Annotated in this window: 17 protein-coding genes; 6 read left to right on the top strand and 11 right to left on the bottom strand. The window is 63.4% G+C overall.

The genetic code is table 11. The annotated features are described in order from the left end of the window. Positions 1-6 precede the first annotated feature (6 nt). Positions 7-1134, bottom strand: a complete 1128-nt coding sequence (locus NKH99_RS26780) for a BMP family ABC transporter substrate-binding protein (RefSeq protein WP_353016526.1) — start codon at positions 1132-1134, stop codon at positions 7-9. Positions 1135-1457: 323 nt separating this feature from the next. On the opposite strand from NKH99_RS26780, the gene NKH99_RS26775 reads away from it, so the two are divergent. Beyond that, the gene (locus NKH99_RS26775; protein WP_023677208.1) at positions 1458-2117 is read left to right on the top strand and encodes a GntR family transcriptional regulator; all 660 of its coding nucleotides are present in this window, start codon (positions 1458-1460) and stop codon (positions 2115-2117) included. A gap of 3 nt (positions 2118-2120) precedes the next feature. Here NKH99_RS26775 and doeB read toward each other — a convergent pair whose 3' ends face one another. From doeB to ehuR, 10 genes are all read right to left on the bottom strand, one after another. After that, complete coding sequence (gene doeB, locus NKH99_RS26770) at positions 2121-3122, bottom strand: N(2)-acetyl-L-2,4-diaminobutanoate deacetylase DoeB (RefSeq protein ID WP_352879938.1); 1002 nt, start codon at positions 3120-3122, stop codon at positions 2121-2123. Between the two features lie 5 nt (positions 3123-3127). Next, positions 3128-4306 (bottom strand): ectoine hydrolase DoeA, encoded by a 1179-nt coding sequence (gene doeA, locus NKH99_RS26765; RefSeq protein WP_352850785.1) that lies wholly within the window; start codon positions 4304-4306, stop codon positions 3128-3130. A gap of 38 nt (positions 4307-4344) precedes the next feature. After that, positions 4345-5337, bottom strand: coding sequence for a cyclodeaminase (locus NKH99_RS26760; RefSeq protein WP_352850787.1), 993 nt, complete (start codon positions 5335-5337; stop codon positions 4345-4347). Beyond that, the gene (eutB, locus tag NKH99_RS26755) at positions 5334-6326 is read right to left on the bottom strand and encodes a hydroxyectoine utilization dehydratase EutB (RefSeq protein WP_352850789.1); all 993 of its coding nucleotides are present in this window, start codon (positions 6324-6326) and stop codon (positions 5334-5336) included. Before eutB ends, NKH99_RS26760 begins: the two co-directional genes overlap by 4 nt. Positions 6327-6336: 10 nt before the next feature. Then, on the bottom strand, positions 6337-7110 hold the full coding sequence (gene eutA / locus NKH99_RS26750) for an ectoine utilization protein EutA (protein WP_352850791.1): 774 nt from the start codon (positions 7108-7110) through the stop codon (positions 6337-6339). Beyond that, entirely contained in the window at positions 7107-7766 is a 660-nt protein-coding gene (ehuD, locus tag NKH99_RS26745; RefSeq protein WP_352850793.1) for an ectoine/hydroxyectoine ABC transporter permease subunit EhuD, read from the bottom strand. The genes eutA and ehuD overlap by 4 nt, the downstream gene beginning before the upstream one ends. 16 nt (positions 7767-7782) lie before the next feature. Then, on the bottom strand, positions 7783-8442 hold the full coding sequence (gene ehuC, locus NKH99_RS26740; protein WP_352473226.1) for an ectoine/hydroxyectoine ABC transporter permease subunit EhuC: 660 nt from the start codon (positions 8440-8442) through the stop codon (positions 7783-7785). A gap of 172 nt (positions 8443-8614) precedes the next feature. Continuing rightward, entirely contained in the window at positions 8615-9466 is an 852-nt protein-coding gene (gene ehuB, locus NKH99_RS26735) for an ectoine/hydroxyectoine ABC transporter substrate-binding protein EhuB (protein WP_023677200.1), read from the bottom strand. A gap of 65 nt (positions 9467-9531) precedes the next feature. Next, a complete protein-coding gene (ehuA, locus tag NKH99_RS26730) occupies positions 9532-10317 on the bottom strand; it encodes an ectoine/hydroxyectoine ABC transporter ATP-binding protein EhuA (protein WP_023677199.1) in 786 nt (261 codons plus the stop codon). 122 nt (positions 10318-10439) lie between these two features. Beyond that, positions 10440-11825, bottom strand: a complete 1386-nt coding sequence (gene ehuR / locus NKH99_RS26725; protein ID WP_353016520.1) for a MocR-like ectoine utilization transcription factor EhuR — start codon at positions 11823-11825, stop codon at positions 10440-10442. Between the two features lie 82 nt (positions 11826-11907). Between ehuR and NKH99_RS26720 the strand changes: the two genes are divergently transcribed. The 5 genes from NKH99_RS26720 to NKH99_RS26700 all read left to right on the top strand — a co-directional run bounded on the left by NKH99_RS26720 (position 11908) and on the right by NKH99_RS26700 (position 17923). Beyond that, positions 11908-12399: an Lrp/AsnC family transcriptional regulator gene (locus NKH99_RS26720; protein WP_352769476.1), complete on the top strand. Its 492-nt coding sequence runs from the start codon at positions 11908-11910 to the stop codon at positions 12397-12399. Between the two features lie 127 nt (positions 12400-12526). Beyond that, positions 12527-14020 carry an NAD-dependent succinate-semialdehyde dehydrogenase gene (locus NKH99_RS26715; RefSeq protein ID WP_353016517.1) on the top strand — a complete coding sequence of 498 codons (1494 nt, stop codon included), beginning with the start codon at positions 12527-12529 and terminating at the stop codon, positions 14018-14020. Between the two features lie 35 nt (positions 14021-14055). Continuing rightward, positions 14056-15435, top strand: a complete 1380-nt coding sequence (locus NKH99_RS26710; protein WP_352980691.1) for an aspartate aminotransferase family protein — start codon at positions 14056-14058, stop codon at positions 15433-15435. A 9-nt stretch (positions 15436-15444) separates the two neighbouring features. Then, entirely contained in the window at positions 15445-16539 is a 1095-nt protein-coding gene (locus NKH99_RS26705; RefSeq protein WP_352501341.1) for an alcohol dehydrogenase family protein, read from the top strand. Positions 16540-16810: 271 nt separating this feature from the next. Next, a complete protein-coding gene (locus NKH99_RS26700) occupies positions 16811-17923 on the top strand; it encodes a nucleotidyltransferase family protein (protein ID WP_353016513.1) in 1113 nt (370 codons plus the stop codon). Positions 17924-17969 lie beyond the last annotated feature (46 nt).

Below are 17969 nucleotides of genomic sequence, written 5' to 3'. Positions count from 1 at the left end.
TCCGGTTCAGGCGGTCGAACCGACGACGCCCTCGACCAGGTAGTCCATGCTTTCGAGTTCGAGCGCGGTCTCGGCGAAGGCCTGGCCTTCGGTCGCGACGACGACGCCCTTGTTGCTCTTCAGCGGACCCTTGATGACGGAAAAGCCGCCTTTCATCATTTCGGCCAGCGTGCCGTCGAACTGCTTGCGGGCGGCATCGCCGACGGCCGGGCCGAGCGGGCTCATCTTGACGAAGCCGTCGGCCAGGCCGCCGCGCGTGAAATTGGGCAGCGGCGTGCCCGCCACCAGATCGTCGACGAACGTCTTGTAGACCTTGGCCCAGTTCCATTCCGCGCCGGTCAGGTATTTTTCCGGCGCCAGCGGGCTCTGGTTGGCATGATAGCCGCAGACGAAGGCGCCACGCCCGGCCGCCGTCTCGACCACCACCTTGGGGCTATCGACATGGCAGGTGATGACGTCGGCACCCTGGTCGACCAGCGCATTGGTGGCCTCGGCCTCCTTGACCGCTAGCGACCACTCGCCGGTGAAGATCACCTGGCAGGTGATGGTCGGGTCGACCGAGCGCGCGCCGAGCAGGAAGGAATTGATGTTGAGCAACACCTGCGGGATCGGCTTTGCCGCGACGAAGCCGAGCTTCTTGGTTTTGCTGGTGTGACCGGCGACGACGCCGTTCAGATACTGGCCCATGCCGATATAGCCGAAATAGGAACCGGCATTCATCGGATGCTTGTCCTTGTTCCACATGCCACCGCAATGGCGGAACTGCACGTCGGGGAATTTCGCGCACATGGCGAGCATGTGCGGATCGAAATAGCCGAACGAGGTCGGGAAGATCAGCGACGCACCGTCGAGATTGATCATCGATTCCATCGTCTTCTGCACGTCGACCGTCTCCGGCACGTTCTCCTCCTCGACGACGGAAATTCCTTCGATCCCCTTCAGCGTGGCGGCGCCTTCGGCATGCGCCTGGTTGTAGCCGTAATCGTCCTTTGGCCCGACATAGATGAAGCCGACAGTGGCCGTCGCGGCGAAGGCCCTGCTGATCGGAAACGATGCGGACGCAAGGCCGAGCGCCGCTCCGGCGGCGGAGGTCTTGAGCAGGTCGCGGCGGCTAAGCATGAATCTCTCGGACATTTGAATGCTCCCTCTATGGGGCCTTTGGGGCCGGTTAACACCTCAATGAGAGAAGTGTATGCAATCAGCATGCCAGTTTCAGAAATGAGATTTATTCAGCAATATCAATGAGTGTGTCGATGTGGACTGCACAAAGCCGGAGCAATTGCATACACTTTTTGCCTCCAAAATCGCCAATTTGACATGAAGGCTAAAACATAGGCATACAGAGATGCGGAGGAATCGAAGCCGGTGAGTGGCTTACGGCTCTAGCGAAAAGACTGGACGGAGGAGACGTGTCGGGAAAGCGCAATTTGATCAGGTCGGGCACGACCGTCGATCAGATGGTGAGGGCGATCAGCGACCGGATCGTCACCGGTTTCCTGCGCCCGGGCGAAAAGCTCGACGAGGCCTCGCTCGCCGCCCGCTTCGACGTCTCACGCACGCCGATCAGGGAAGCGCTCAGCCGGCTCAGCGCCATGGGACTGGTCGAACGACGGCCGAACCGCGGCGCCACCGTTGCCGTGGTGACGCAGGAGCACCTCGCCTCGATGTTCGAAAGCATGGCCGAGCTTGAAGCGATCTGCGCGCGGTTCTCGGCCGAGCGCATGACCGCTGGCGAGCGCCGCACGCTGGAGGCCGAGCACCAGGCCTCGGCGCGCTTCGTGCAGCTCGGTGCCGAAGAAGAGTATGAGCTTTTCAACACCGAATTCCACACCCGGCTCTATCGCGGCGCCCACAGCAAGCACATTTATGAACTGACCGTCATGACCCGCGGCCGCCTGGCGCCGTTCCGGCGCGCGCAATTCATGCTGCCCGGCCGGCTAGCCCAGTCGTGGCAGGAGCATGACGCCATCGTGACAGCAATCATGCGCGGCGACAGTGCGGCGGCCGGAACAGCCGCCAAGGATCATGTCTCGATCGTCAGCGAGGCGAGCGCCGTCTTTGCCATCGGCGATCGCCCCAAAGGCAGGACCGAGCCGTTCCCGACATCGGCTTCCTAACCATCAATCGACCAGCACGGCGACCACGGCAGCGCAGTCGCCGGCCTTGACCAGCCCCGGAAAATGCCGCGCCGCCAACAGACCGGACATTTTGGCCCGGATCTCCTGCGACGCGCCGCCGGTGCGGCCTATGGAATGGATACGTGCCAGCACCTGGTTCTCTGCCACCGGCTCGCCGAGATCGATCATGGTTTCGATCATCCCGTCGTCCTCGGCGAACGAGAAGCAATCGCCGGACGGCATGTCGAGCCAGCGGGTTGGCTGCATCTCGACCGCGCCGGCGACGATGCCGGCATGACGCAGCACGTTGAGCACGCCGCGACGTGCGATCCGCACCGTTTCCGCGCGCGAAGTCCCGCCGCCGCCAAGCTCGGTGGTGATGAACAGCTTGCCCATCTCTTCGGCGGCAGTGTCGAACATGCCGACCGCGTCGATCTCCAGCATTTTCATCGACCATGGTGCGGAGAAGGCTTCAACCGCAGCGAAACCCTTCGCTTCCAGCACCTTGTCGGGCCGGATGTGGGCGGCGCAGAACGGCACGAAGTCGAGCGTCTTGCCGCCGGAGTGGAAGTCGAGCGCGATGTCTGTACGGGGCAGAAGCTCGCGCTGGAAATAATCGGCGATCTTCTCGGTCACCGTGCCGTCGGGCCGGCCGGGAAAGCTGCGGTTTAGATTGCCCTTGTCGATCGGCGAGGTGCGTGTGCCGGCGCGGAACGCCGGATAGTTCATCGCCGGCACGATGATGATCGTGCCGCTGACTTGCTTCGGGTCGAGCGTACGGGCGAGATCGAAGAGCGCCAGCGGCCCCTCGTACTCGTCGCCATGATTGCCGCCGGTGAGCAATGCGCTCGGCCCCTTGCCGTTGCGGATGACGCAGATCGGGATCATCACCGATCCCCAGGCGGAATCGTCGCGGCTGTAAGGCAGGCGCAGGAAACCGTGCTGCACGCCGTCGCGCTCGAAATCGACGGTCGGCGTGATCGGTGACGGGCGAAGGCTGGACATCGGGCTCAATTCTTCACCACCAGTTTGCGCGGCACATTCGCCAGGCACTCGACGCCCGTCTCGGTGATCAGGATGGATTCGGTGATTTCCAGCCCCATCGTCTCAAGCCACAAGCCGGTCATGAAATGGAAGGTCATACCGGGCTTCAACTCGGTGCGGTCGCCTGGACGCAGGCTCATCGTGCGCTCGCCCCAGTCAGGCGGATAGGAAAGCCCGATCGGGTACCCGGTGCGGTTGTCCTTGACGATGCCGTACCGCTTCAGCACCGCGAAGAAGGCGTTGGCGATGTCCTCGCATGTGTTGCCGGGCTTGGCGGCGGCAAGTCCCGCCTCCATGCCTTCCAGCGTCGCCTTTTCGGCATCGAGGAATTCCTGCGTGGGTTTACCAAGGAACACGGTCCGCGACAGCGGGCAGTGATAGCGGTTGTAGCAGCCGGCGATCTCGAAGAAGGTGCCCTCGCCCGATTTCATCGGCCGGTCGTCCCAGGTCAGATGCGGCGCCGATGCGTCGGCGCCCGACGGCAGCAGCGGCACGATCGCCGGATAGTCGCCGCCGACGCCGTCAACGCCGCGCGTGCCGGCATCGTAGATCTCGGCGACCAGGTCGCATTTGCGCATGCCGACCTCGATCTTGTCGACGATGCGCTGGTGCATCGCTTCCACGATGCGGGCGGCCTTGCGCATGTAGTCGATTTCGGTCGGGCTCTTCACCGCGCGCTGCCAGTTGACCAGTGCCGTGGCGTCGACGAAGCGGGCATTGGGTAAGTGCTTCTGCAGCGCTGCGAAGGCAGCGGCCGAGAACCAGTAATTGTCCATCTCGACACCGATGCTGAGCTTGCCCCAGCCGCGATCGGAGAGCACGCTGGACAGAAAATCCATCGGATGGCGCTCGGTCGACTGCACATAGTGGTCGGCATAGCCGATGATGTTGTCGTGCGCGAGATAGGCGGTGCGCTTGGCGCCGTTGGCGTCCTGGCCGCGCCCGTACCACACCGGCTCGCCCGACGGCGGCACGATGACAGCTTGATGCACATAGAACGACCAGCCGTCATAGCCGGTCAGCCAGGCCATGTTGGACGGGTCGCTGACGATCAATAGATCGACGCCCTTGACCTGCATGGCCTTCCGCGTCTTGGCGAGGCGCTCCGCATATTCGCCGCGCGAGAATTTCAAATTAGGCTGCATTGTTCTTGGTCCTCGTTTGTTGGGCCTTGCGGCCAGCATCAGCTTTCGAAAATCGTACCGGTCTTGGCCGCACGCGCCCGGTCGCGGGCGAGCGTGGCGATCGCCGTATCCTGCACGCCGGTGCCGGTCAGGTCGGCAATGGTGATGTCGCTGTCCGAGCGCCGGCCATGCCTTTCGCCGGCGATGATGTGGCCAAGCTCGGTGATTTCGGCATCGGACGCCATCACGCCCGCCGCGATAGCATGGTGCAGTTCGCCCAGCCGGCGTGTCTGTTTGGCGCTATCGGCGACGTAGAGATCGGCCATGCGCAGGATCGCCGGCGCGATCTCGTTTTTGTGCTCGGCATCCGAGCCCATGGCAGTGATATGCTGGCCGGCGGAGACGAAGCCGGCCTTGATCAGCGGCTCGGTCGACGGCGTCGTGGTGACGATGATGTCGGCATCGGCCGCAGCCTTTGCCGCGTCGGGCTCGGCGTGAACGGCGATGCCCAGTCTTTCGGACAATGCGTCGGCCGCGGCCTCGGCCTTGGCGGCATCCCTTGCCCAGATGCGAGCCTCGGTGATCGGCCGCACCAGCATCAGCGCCTCGAGCTGCAGTCCGGCCTGAACACCGGCGCCGAAGATCGCGGCAACGGAGGAACCCGCCCGCGACAGATGTTTGGCGGCGACCGCACCGGCGGCGGCCGTGCGGATGTCGGTGAGATAGCCATTGTCGAGCAGCAGCGCCTCGACCAATCCGGTTTTCGCCGACAGCAGCACCATCATGCCGTTGACGCTGGGCAGGCCGAGCTTGGGATTATCGAAAAAGCCGGGGCTGATCTTGATCGCAAAACCGTCGATACCCGGTACATAGGCGGTCTTGACGTCGACCTCGCCGCGATGCTCTGGAATGTCCAGCCGCAGGATCGGCGGCATCGCCACCGGCAAGGTGGCGAGCGCCCGGAACGCGTTCTCGACGCAGGCGATGGCATCGAGATCGAGCTTCACGATCTTGCGCAATTCAGCTTCGGTGAGGATCGTCATACGGCTCATGCTGCGCTCTCCGCAATTGCTTCGCCGCAGATGATCTTGCGGTGCAGTGTCATATCGATGTTGCGGCCGGACAGCACGAGCACCGTCGGGCCGCTCGCCCTGATCTTGCCGGCAAGCACGGCTGCGATGCCGACCGCGCCGGCGCCTTCGACGATCTCGCGCTCCTGCTCATAGGCATGCCGGATGCCGGCGGCGATCTCGTCCTCGCTGAGCAGGATCACATCGTCGAGCAGGTCGCGGCACATGGAAAAGGTCAGCCGGTTGTCGAGGCCTATGCCGCCGCCGAGGGAATCGGCCAGCGTCGGCAGTTCCTCGACCAAAACCGGATGTCCGGCGTCGAGGCTCGCCTTCATCGCCGCACCGCGCGCCATTGAAACGCCCATCACCTTCGTCGCCGGGCTGACGCCCTTCACGGCAGCAGCGACGCCAGCCGCCAGCCCACCGCCGGAAAGCGGCACCAGCACCAAGGCGGCGTCCGGAACCTGTTCGATGATCTCCAGCCCGAGCGTGCCTTGCCCGGCGACAATGGCGGGATGGTCGAAAGGCGGCAGCATGATCAGCCCCTCTTCCGCGACCAGCCGTTCGACCTCCCGCTGCGCATCGTCCTGGCTGTTGCCGACGATCCGGATCTCGGCGCCGAGCCGGCGGATCTCGTCGAGCTTGTTCTGCGGCACCAGCCGCGACATGCAGATCGTCGCGTGGATGCCTTGCGATTGAGCAGCATAGGCAAGTGCCCGGCCGTGGTTGCCGGTCGAGGCAGCGACGACGCCGCGCGCCTTCTCCTCTGCTGTCAGCGAAGCGATAGCGTTCGAGGCACCACGCAGCTTGAAGGCGCCGGTGGTCTGCCGGTGTTCGAGCTTGAGATAAACAGGAGCGTCCAAGTGCTGGGAAAGACTCCGGGAAGGAACGGTCGGCGTACGCTCGACCTTGCCTGCGATGCGCTCGCGCGCGGCGTGGATTTCGGACAGGCTTATCCTGGACGTGGTCATGGCTCTGCAATCAGTTCAGCGGCAGCGTCATCAGACGGCCGAATTCAGGGCGCGGCTCGTCGTCGTCGCAAAGCCGCAGGCAATTCCAGGCCGTCGCCTGGTTGCTGGTGACGACAGGACGGCCGATGGCTTCTTCCATACCGACAACTGCCGCCGCGGACCGCAGTGCCGTGCAGGAGACAAACAGCGCGTCCGAGTGTTCGGCCGTCGCCTCGCGAGCCAGATCGACCAAGGATTTCGGCGCAATCCGCGCCATCTCGCGATCATCCTCGAAGCCGAGGCAAGTGAAGCTGGCGATTTCGAAACCATGCTCGGTGAAATAGGCCGCCATCGGCCGGCTGGTCTCGACCGTATAGGGAGTGAGGATGCTGATCGTCCTGGCGCCCAGCGCCTTCAGGCCGCGCACGCCGGCCATCGGCGGCGTAACCACCGGCGCGCCGGGTTTGGCGGCCTGCACCGCGGCCTCGATCTCGGCATCGCCGATCACGACGGAGGCCGAGGTGCAGGAATAGCAGATCGCGTCGAGCGGCTCGTCGGGAAGGATCAGGGCCGCGGCCGCCGTCAGCGACGGCTGCATCTTGCGCAAATTGTCCGGCGTCGTCGGGTTGGCGTAGGGAATGCGCGCGACATAGACCCCGATGCGGTCGCTTGCCACCATGCGGTGAAAATCCGGTTCGCTCGTGTGGTCGGTGGCAAGGATGATCAGGCCGACCCGCTTTTCCAGCGGACGCGCGTCGAGCGGCGGCCGGGCCGAATGCAGGCGGATTTCGGGTGCAGCAATCATCGTTCGATCCGCCCATAACGGTGTTCCAGCCAGCGCAGCAGCACCACCGAGAACAGGCTGATGGCGAGGAAGAAGGCGCCGACCAAGGTGATCGGTTCGATATACCGGTAATAGGTATTGGCGACGCTCTTGGCCTGGTTCATCAGTTCGAGCACGGTGATCGCCGACAGCAGCGGCGTCTCTTTGAACATGGCGATGAAATAATTGGCAAGCGCCGGGATCATCGGCGGAATTGCCTGCGGAATGATGATGTGCGTCCAGGTCTGGGTGGCGTTTAGATTGCAGGCCTTGGCCGCTTCCCACTGGCCGCGCGGAACATTATCGATGCCGGCGCGGTAGACCTCGGCCGTGTAAGTGCCGTAATGCAGCCCGAGACCGATGACGCCCGCGATCAGCGGCGGCAACAGGACGCCGAAATCCGGCAGCACGTAGAAGATGAAATAGAGCTGCACCAACAGCGGTGTGCCACGGATGAACTCGGCAAGGAAACCGACGGTGCGCGACAGAGCCCTGTTCGGCGACCGGCGCGCCAACGCGATGCCCAGCCCGACGATCGCCGCCAGTACCGAGCCGAGCAGCGTCGCCAGGATGGTGATCTTCACCCCCTCGATCAGCGTCGGCAGGATCTGCCGGACAAAATCCCAATCCCATTCCATTATCAGGCCCGATCCATCATACGCGCACCCCGTCGAGGCCACGAGCCATGCGGCGTTCCAGCGACCGCACGCCCCAGGAGATTAGCAGCGCCAGGACGAAATAGATGACGAGGATGGTGCTGAACGGCACCAGAGTATTGCCGGTCTGCGAGCGCACCACCTGCGCCTGGAAGGTCAGGTCGGCGAGCGAGATCAGCGAAACGACGGCGGTGGCCTTGAGCAATTCAATGGCGTTGTTGCCGAAGGTCGGCAGCATCACCAGAAGCGCCTGCGGCAGGATGATATGGCGCATGGCTTGCCAGCGGCCGAGATTGAGGGCGGTACAGGCCTCATATTGTTCGCGGCCGATAGACTTGATGGCGCCACGCACCACTTCCGCCGCATAGGCGCCGACATTGAGGCCCAGCGCCAGCACCCCGGCCTGCAGCGGCGTCAGCGAAATGCCGGCAATGGGCAGCACGAAATAGGCCCAGAACAGCTGCACAAAAATCGAGGTGCCGCGGAAGAACTCGATATAGGCGGTGGCCAGCGCCCGCAGCACGAAAAACCGCGACAGCCGCCCCAGCCCGGCGAGAAAAGCCATGATCAAGGCCAGCACCGACCCCATCAGCGTCAGCTCGATGGTGACAAGCGCTCCTTGCAATATCAGGCCGAAATAGCCGGACCATTGGGTCATTAGGGCTAAGCGTTTCCTCGCTTGGTGATCATTACAGAACGCCGGCGCCGCCCCTCATCCGCCTGCCGGCACCTTCTCCCCGTTATAGGGACGGGGAGAAGGGTGAAGCTCCAGCGTTGGCGCCCCCCTCTCCCCGTTTTTGACGGGGAGAAGCTAGGGTGAGCGGCACTTTTTACTTCGCCGAGCAGAGCTTGTCGCGGCTCGTCGACATTGCCGCCGCCGCCGAGAAGCCGTAAGGCTCGATGATCTTGGCGAACTCGCCGGACTTCTTCAGTTTCGCCAGCTCGACATCATAGGCGTCGCGCAGCGCTTCGTCGCCCTTCTTGAAGGCCGCGCCGTCGCAATAGACCGGCGCACCGACCACCGGCGCGATGACTTCGAGGTTCGGATCATTGGCTTTCTTGACCAGGTCGTTGATCGACAGCACGGGCAGCGAATAAGCATCGATGCGGCCGTCCTGCAGCATCTTCAGGCCGCTCTGGCCGTCCGGCACGACGATGACGCGCTCGCGCGGCACACCTGCGGTGAGCGCCAGCTTCTCTTCAGTGCCGCCACCCGGCGCGCCGATCGTGGCGCTCGCGTCCTTCGCGACGTCCTCGTAGCTCTTGAAGCCCTTCGGGTTGCCCTTCTTCACCAGCATCGCCTCGGCGTCGCACAGCACCGGTTCCGAATAGGCGACCGCAGCACAACGTTCCGGCTTCATGAACAATCCGGCGGTGACGACGTCGAAACGGCCGGCCTGCAAGCCGGGGATCATGGCGCCATATTCCGAGATCGAGGCGACGATATCGTTGACGCCAAGGCGTTTGAAGATTTCACGGGCAACGTCAGGCGCCGCACCCGAAACCTTGCCGTCGGCAGCGACCGCCGTATAGGGCGGCTCGTTGGCGATGGCGACGCGGGCAAAGCCTTGCGCCTTAAGCTCTTCGAGCTTGCTGTCGTCGGCCGAGCCGGCCGTCGAGGCGGCCAGCACCGCCGTCAGCGCAATACCGGCGACGCCGGCCAAAATGGCAAATTTCTTCATTGTTCCCAACTCCTTGTTTGTCTGTCTTCTTGGCTTGCTTGAGGCGTTGCCGCCTCGCATGGCAGTCAGACCCGATGTCCGGCCGCAATGATCTTCTTCAGGAAACCTTGCGTGCGCTCCTGTTTGGGATGGCGGAAAATCTCGTCGGGCTTGCCCTCCTCGACTATTCTGCCGCGATCGAAGAACAGCACCCGGTCGGCGAAGTCATGGGCGAAACCCATCTCGTGGGTGACCAGCAGCATGGTCATGTCGGTCTCGGCGGCGAGCTTGCGCATGACGTTGAGCACCTCGTCGACGAGCTCAGGGTCGAGCGCCGAGGTGACCTCGTCGAACAGCATGATCTTCGGCGACAGCGCCAGCGCCCGCGCAATCGCGACGCGCTGCTTCTGGCCGCCTGAAAGCTGCGCCGGCATCGCCTTGGCCTTGTCGACCATGCCGACCATGTCGAGCAGTTCCATCGCCCGCTTTTCGGCGGCGGCCCGCGGCACGCCTTTGGTCAGCATCGGTGCCAGCGTCACATTGTCGATGACACATTTGTGCGGAAACAGATTGAACAGTTGGAAGACCATGCCGATCTTCTGGCGCATCTTTGCCAAATGCCGTTCATCGGCCGTCAGCAGCCGGCCGTTACGCTCCATGTGGTACAACTGTTCACCGTCGACTTGGATGTGGCCGCTGTCGATACGCTCTAGCGTCATCAGGATGCGCAGGATCGTCGTCTTGCCCGAACCCGATGGACCGATCAGTGCCAGCTTCTCGCCGGGCATGACTTGCATCGAGAGGCCGTCCAGCACCTTGAAGGTGCCGAAGCTTTTCGAAATACCGTCGATCTTGATGATGGGCGCCGACAATGAATTTCCCGTGCTGGAGAAGCTATGCCTTTAACGATGCGGATCGCGGCAAATCATGTCAATCAAGAAAATAATATCATGACAATATTTCGAACTCCGCATAATTCCCCGCCATTTGTTCCCTAGATGGCAAGCAGGAGATGCTCGGGATCGCCGAGCAGAAGCTTGGTGACAACGCCGAGACCGGCACGCAGTTCCCCCTCCGTGGTCGAGCCCAGCGAAATCCGTACGGCTGGATGCCAAGGCATCTGCGAAATGCGAAACGACGTACCGGGCGCGATCGCCACGCCCTGCAGGCGCGCCTGGGACACAAAGCTTTCCTCGCCGCGATCCTCGGGCAGCCGCAGCCAGACATGCAGCCCGTCGCGATGAGCCCGATAGTCCACTCCGGCAAGCACCTCGGCGGCTATGTCCAGACGCCGCCGCAAAGCCAGGCGCTGCCATCGCACGAGTTCCATCGCGGTGCCGTCGGTCACCCATTTGGTGGCGATCTCGGCCACCAGCGGCGTCGCCATCCAGTTCGAGACGAGATGGCGATTGGCGACCGCGGCGACATAACGATCGGGCGCCGCGAGATAGCCGATGCGCAGGCCCGGCACCACGATCTTGGTGAAGGAGGTGATGTAGAGCGTGCGCTCGGGCGCGAAGGCGGCTACCGGCGGCGGCCGGTCCTCGACCAACGGGCCGAGGACGTCGTTTTCGATAATGGCGATGTCATGCCTGCGCGCAACGGCGGCAATCTGTTCGCGCCGGCCGGCATCCATCAGGGTGGCCGTAGGGTTGATCACCGAGGGCTGCACGAACACGGCGCGGATGTCGGACAGCCGGCAGGCCTCGTCGAGCGCTTCCGGGATCAGCCCATTGTCGTCGATCGGCAAACCCTCGAGGTTGAAGCCGAGATAACGCGCCAACGGGATCAGCGTGTGGTGGCCGATCGCCTCGGTGGCGACGGTCGAACCGGGCGGCGCTACGCTCATCAGCGCTACCGTCATACCGGCGGTGGCGCCGTTGGTCAGGCTGATGTTCTGCGGCGACGCGTCGAGGCCGCAGAGCCGCAGCCACTCGACACCCACCGCACGGTGGCGTGGGAACACCATGTTCGGCCTGAACGACAGCGCCGAGCTCGACGGCAGGTTTTCGGCGAGCCAGCCCAGTGCCTGCCTCAGCCGCTCCAGATGCATCGGTTCGCAGACCGGCTTCAGGATGGAGAGGTCGATGAGCTCGCCCAGCCGCTCCGGCAGATAGGGGGGCTCCGGCTCGCGGCGCTGTGTCTGCACGAAGCTGCCGCGGCCGACCTCGCCGGACACCAGCCCGCGGCGGATCAGCTCCTCATAGGCGCGGCTGACCGTCTGCACGGAAAGTTGCAGATCGTCAGCCAACTGCCGGTGCGTCGGCAACCGAGCGCCATTGGCCAGGCGCCCGTCATGGATGGCGCGCGCGAACTGGTCGGCGAGCGATTGATAGGCCGGCCGCCGGATAAGAGCGGGATCTGGTCGCCAAAATGTCATGACTTATTAGAGATCGAAATCAGTGCAATTGACAATCGAAATAATGCGCCGTCATGGTGTCCGGCACTGGAAGTGGGCGATCATGGCTGCAGCGAAACTCGATCCGATCGATCTGAAAATACTCGACGCCATCCAGCGCGACGGGCGCATCACCAAGCTGGCGCTGGCCGAGAAAGTCGGCCTGTCGCCGACGCCGTGCTGGATGCGGCTGCGCAAGCTGGAAAAGGCCGGCATCGTCTCGGGCTACCATGCCAGGATCGCCATGCGCGCCATCTCGCCGGTCGCTACCGTGCTGATGGAGGTGACGCTTGCCAGCCATCGCCAGGCCGATTTCGACCGTTTCGAGCGCGTCATCCGCGACATCCCCGAGATCGTCGCCTGCTGGTCTGTCGGCGGCGGCGTCGATTACCTGCTGAAGGTGATGGCGCGCGACATCGACGCCTATCAGCGGCTGGTCGACACTCTGCTCGAGCGGGAGATCGGCATCGACCGCTATTTCACATATATCGTCACCAAGACGGTGAAGGAGGAGAGTGTGCTGCCGGTGGCGGACCTGTTGCCGACATCTTCCTGATATCGGAGAGATCGTCTGCCCGCTCGGTGCAATAGAGACAATCTCTCTACGTGCAGGCACGCAAACAGCCTCTCTGTTTGCGCGGCAGAGATAGTCTTGCGGCATCACCCGAACCGGGAGCCCGATGATGTCCGCACATTTTGCCCGCTCGCAGCGCCATGAAGCACTTGACCGCCTCGCCGACCGACGGCTGCTGCGCGAACTCGCCTATGTCGCTGGCCACTGGACGGCGAGCGAGACCGCGGAGAGTTTCGAGGTGACCGATCCGGCCACCGGATCCACCGTCGCTTTCGTTGCCGCGCTCGATGCCCGGCAGACGACATTGGCGATCGATGCGGCATCGCGCGCCTTTCCTGCCTGGCGCGCATTGCTGCCGCAGGAACGGTCGAAAATCTTGCGAAAATGGTTCGATCTGATCGTCGCCGCCAAAAATGACCTGGCCCTGCTGATGACGCTCGAACAAGGCAAGCCGCTGAAGGAATCGCGCGGCGAGATCGACTACGCCGCCTCTTTTGTCGAGTGGTATGCCGAGGAGGCCAAACGTCTCAACGCCGAAAGCGTCACCAGCCATTTGCCAAATGCCGAGATGGTGGTGCGACGCGAACCGCTCGGTGTCGTCGGCGTCGTCACGCCGTGGAATTTTCCAGCGGCCATGCTGACCCGCAAGGCGGCTGCCGCCCTTGCCGCCGGCTGCACCATCGTCGCGCATCCTTCCTCGGAAACGCCGCTGTCGGCACTGGCGCTGGCCGAGCTTGGCGAACGTGCCGGCCTGCCGGCTGGCGTGTTCAACGTCCTCACCGGCAGGGCTTCGACCATCGTCGGGCGGATGTGCGAAGACCCGCGCGTTCGCGCCATGAGCTTCACCGGCTCGACCGAGGTCGGCAGGTTGATCGCCGCGCAGAGTGCGCCGACGATGAAGCGTCTGGTGATGGAACTTGGCGGGCATGCGCCGCTGATCGTCTTTGCCGACGCCGATCTCGACAAGGCGGTGAGAATAGCCGTCGACGCCAAATTTGCCACCTCCGGCCAGGACTGCCTCGCCGCCAACCGCATCTATGTCCAGCGTCCGCTCTACGATCGGTTCTGCGCTGCTTTCGCCAAACGCGTCGAGGCATTGCGGACCGGCAATGGCCTCGCTGACGACATCGAAATCGGACCCTTGATGCACGAACGCGCCGTCAAGAAGGTCGAGGAGCAGGTGGCCGATGCGCTCGCCAAAGGCGCGCGTTGCCTGACCGGCGGCAAGCGCCATCCTGCCGGGCCGCTGTTCTACCAGCCGACGCTGCTGGCCGATGTTGACGACGACGCCCTGATCATGCGCGAGGAGACCTTCGGTCCGGTTGCGGCCGTGACGCCCTTCGACAGCGAAGAGGAAGTCGCCGCCCGCGCCAATGCCACCGAGTACGGCCTGGTCGCCTATGTCGTCACTGAAAACGGCGGCCGGCAATTGCGCATGGGCCGCGCGCTCGACTATGGCATGGTCGCCATCAATCGCGTCAGGATCACCGGCGCGCCGATCCCGTTCGGCGGCGTCAAGCAGTCCGGCATCGGCCGGGAGGGCTCGCGTCACGGGCTCGAAGCCTTTACCGATCTCAAATATCTCTGCCTCGACGTAGCGTAAGCCGCGCCCGACACTTTTTCCTCAGGAGTAAAAAGATGCTCGACCAGTCAAACGAACTCGCCGCCTGGGACCGCGATCACTTCTTCCATCCCTCGACCCATATGGGCACGCATGCACGGGGTGAATCGCCGACCCGCGTCATCGCCGGCGGCGAAGGCGTCACCATCTGGGACAATAACGGGCGCAAGAGCATCGATGCTTTCGCCGGCCTCTATTGCGTCAATGTCGGCTATGGCCGTCAGAAGATCGCCGACGCCATCGCCGCACAGGCCAAGAACCTCGCCTATTATCACGCCTATGTCGGGCACGGCACCGAGGCGTCGATCACGCTTGCCAAGATGATCATCGACCGCGCGCCGCAGGGCATGTCGAGGGTCTATTTCGGGCTCTCCGGTTCCGACGCCAACGAAACCAACATCAAGCTGATCTGGTACTACAACAACGTGCTCGGCCGGCCGGAGAAGAAGAAGATCATCTCGCGCTGGCGCGGTTATCACGGCTCCGGCATCATGACCGGATCGCTGACCGGCCTCGACCTGTTCCACAACGCCTTCGACCTGCCGCGTGCGCCGGTCCTGCACACCGAGGCGCCCTACTACTTCCGCCGTGCCGACCGCTCGCTGAGCGAGGAGCAGTTTTCGCAACACTGTGCCGACAAGCTCGAGGAGATGATTCTCGCCGAAGGGCCGGAGACGGTCGCCGCGTTCATCGGTGAGCCTATCCTCGGCACCGGCGGCATCGTGCCGCCGCCGGCCGGCTACTGGGAGAAGATCCAGGCGGTGCTGAAGAAATACGACGTGCTTCTGGTTGCCGACGAGGTCGTCACCGGCTTCGGCCGGCTGGGCACCATGTTCGGCTCCGACCACTACGGCATCAAGCCCGACCTGATCACGATCGCCAAGGGCCTGACCTCGGCCTATGCGCCGCTGTCGGGCGTCATCGTGTCAGACAAGGTCTGGCAGGTGCTGGTGCAGGGTTCAGACAAGCTCGGCTCGCTCGGTCATGGCTGGACCTATTCGGCGCATCCGATCTGCGTCGCCGCCGGCGTCGCCAACCTGGAACTGATCGACGAGATGGACCTGGTGCGGAACGCCGGCGAGACCGGCGCCTATTTCCGCGCCGAGCTGACGAAAGCCGTCGGCGGCCACAAAAACGTCGGCGAGGTGCGCGGCGACGGCATGCTGGCGGCGATCGAGTTCGTCGCCGACAAGAACGATCGCGTATTCTTCGACGCCTCGCATAAAATCGGGCCGCAGGTCGCGACTACCCTTGCGGCAAGCGGCGTCATCGGCCGGGCCATGCCGCAGGGCGACATTCTCGGTTTCGCGCCGCCGCTCTGCCTGACGCGGCAAGAGGCCGATATCGTCGTGTCGAGGACGGCCGACGCGGTGAAGAGCGTGTTTGCAAATATCTGAAGAGCCGACATGAATGCCATGACCAAGACCCTCCCCGCCACCATGGCCGCCGTGCAACTGATCGGGCACGGCGGACCGGAAAAGCTCGTCTACCGCACCGACGTGAAAGTGCCCTCGCCCGCCCGGGGCGAGGTGCTGGTCAAGGTCACCGCTTGCGGCATGAACAACACCGACGTCTGGGTGCGCCAGGGCGCCTATGGAACGGAGGAGGATGCCGCCGCTGTGTCGACCTGGCGTCGTCGGGGCAATACGCTGAGCTTCCCGCGCATCCAGGGCACCGACACGGTCGGCAACATCATTGCCGTCGGCGACGGCGTGTCGCCGACCCGCATCGGCGAGCGGGTGATGGTCGATTTCTCCATCTACAATCGCGACGACGATTCACTCGCCGACATCGACTATATGGGCCACGGCCGCGACGGCGGCTATGCCGAATATCAGGCGGTGCCGGCAGAGAATGCCCATGTCGTCGATACCGATCTCAGCGATGTCGAGCTCGCCACTTTCTGCTGCGCCTATCTCACCGGCGAACAGATGCTGGAACGCGCAGCATTGAAGGCCGGTGAGCGCGTGCTGGTCACCGGCGCCTCGGGCGGCGTCGGCTCCGGCATCGTGCAGTTGGCGCGGGCACGCGGCGCCATTCCCTATGCGGTTGCCGGCAAGGGCAAGGAACAGGCCGTGCGTGACATCGGCGCCGAGGCGGTGATCACCCGTGGCGTGGCCGACCTGCCGGCAGCCGTGAACGAGGCGACCGGCGGGCGGCCAATCGATGTGGTCGCCGACCTGGTCGGCGGCGCGATCTTCAACGACCTCCTGCGCATCTTGAGGCCGGAAGGCCGCTATACCACGGCCGGCGCGATTGCCGGCCCGGTCGTGCAGCTCGATCTGCGCACCATGTACCTGAAACAGCTGCAACTGCATGGCTCAAGCCAGGGCACACGCGCGGATTTCCGCCGCATCGTGCGCTACATCGAGGACAAGAAGATCCGGCCGCTGGTCGGCGGCGTCTACAAGCTGTCCGATTTCCATCGCGCCCAGGCCGATTTCATCGCCAAGGATTTCGTTGGCAAGCTGGTCGTCGTGCCGGATGCGTCGCCAAAATAGCGCGTCGACCAAAAACGCCTATGACAGGCTCGGGCCGTTCGCGGACGCGGTGAGGTCGAGCGCCACATCCAAGCAGCGTTTTCGTGATGGCTTTGTTTATCTGAATGAGCAAAACCCATTCTGATTTGGCTGCACGCCGGCAACAAGGATTCCTGACCCTCTCCTGCGGTGTTATAGGTTTTCGCGATTTTCTTATAACTCCCGCTTGCGTCCCTTGAGGTCATGCCGCTATAAGAGAACCGCATTTTTCTTATAACCGGAGCCGCCTGACATGAAGACGGTCGACCTCGTTTACCGCACGATGTATGCGGAACTCGTCCAGCGATCCTTGGACGCAGTCTTCGAAACGGATTTCCCTACGACGGGCAATCTCGTCAAGGTGCCCGTCAAGGGCAAGGTATACTGGTATTTCGAGGAAACGCAGCCGACGAAGACGCGACGGTATGTCGGGCCTGACAGCGATCCCGAGATTGCAAAACGCGTTGAATCCTTCCGTCAGATCAAGGACGACCTCCGCGCCCGCAGGAAGCTGGTATCCACGCTCGTGCGCGAGGCAGGGCTGACAGAACCCGAAAGGTTCACCGGGGATGTCGTCGAGGCGCTGGGGAAGGCTGGCATCTTCCGCTTACGCGGCGTCCTGGTCGGCACAGTCGCCTTTCAGTCCTACGCGGGCTATCTGGGCGTAAAGCTGCCCGGTGCAGCGTTGCAGACGGGCGATGCAGACTTCGCCCTATTCCATTCCGTGTCGGCCGCGGTCGAGGACAGCCTGCCGCCCATCCTCGAAATCTTGAGGGAGATCGACCCAACCTTCAGGGAAATCCCTTACAGATCAGATCCCGGACACGCGACGCAATTCGAGAACGCAGTCCGATACAAGGTCGAGTTCCTTACACCGAACACGGGCAGCGATGACTACGCCGATCATGCAACCTCGATGCCGCCTTTGGGCGGTGCATCCGCGCAGCCTCTTCGGTTTCTCGATTTCCTGATCCACGAACCAATCAGAACTGTGCTGCTGCATCGATCGGGAGTGCCTGTCGTGGTACCGTCGCCCGGACGATATGCGGTTCACAAGCTGATCGTTGCCTCGCGCCGACAGAACAACGCAAACGGCGTGGGCAAGCGGGAAAAGGATGTCCACCAGGCAGCACTTCTGGTCGAGGCACTGGAAGCTACCCGTCGCCAGGACGATCTCGCCATCGCGTTTTCGGAAGCGTGGGACAGGGGGAAACATTGGCGTGAAGCGATACAAAAAGGACTTGGCTTGATTCCCCAGAAACAGCGTGGCGACGTCGAGGCGACGATCGTCAACGCACTTTCAGGAATCGGCGAGGAACTGGAAGGATTCAGCGGCTCATCTGCGAAAACAAAGCACGGAGACTAAACGGCAGCAACGGGTGTGGAGGGTAACCTTCTGCCAGCCGTCGCCG

Source organism: Mesorhizobium sp. M0854 (assembly GCF_040319815.1).
Taxonomy (GTDB): Bacteria; Pseudomonadota; Alphaproteobacteria; order Rhizobiales; family Rhizobiaceae; genus Mesorhizobium.
The sequence above is the reverse complement of the archived record's forward strand: the minus strand, read 5'-3'. Positions and strand labels throughout refer to the sequence as shown.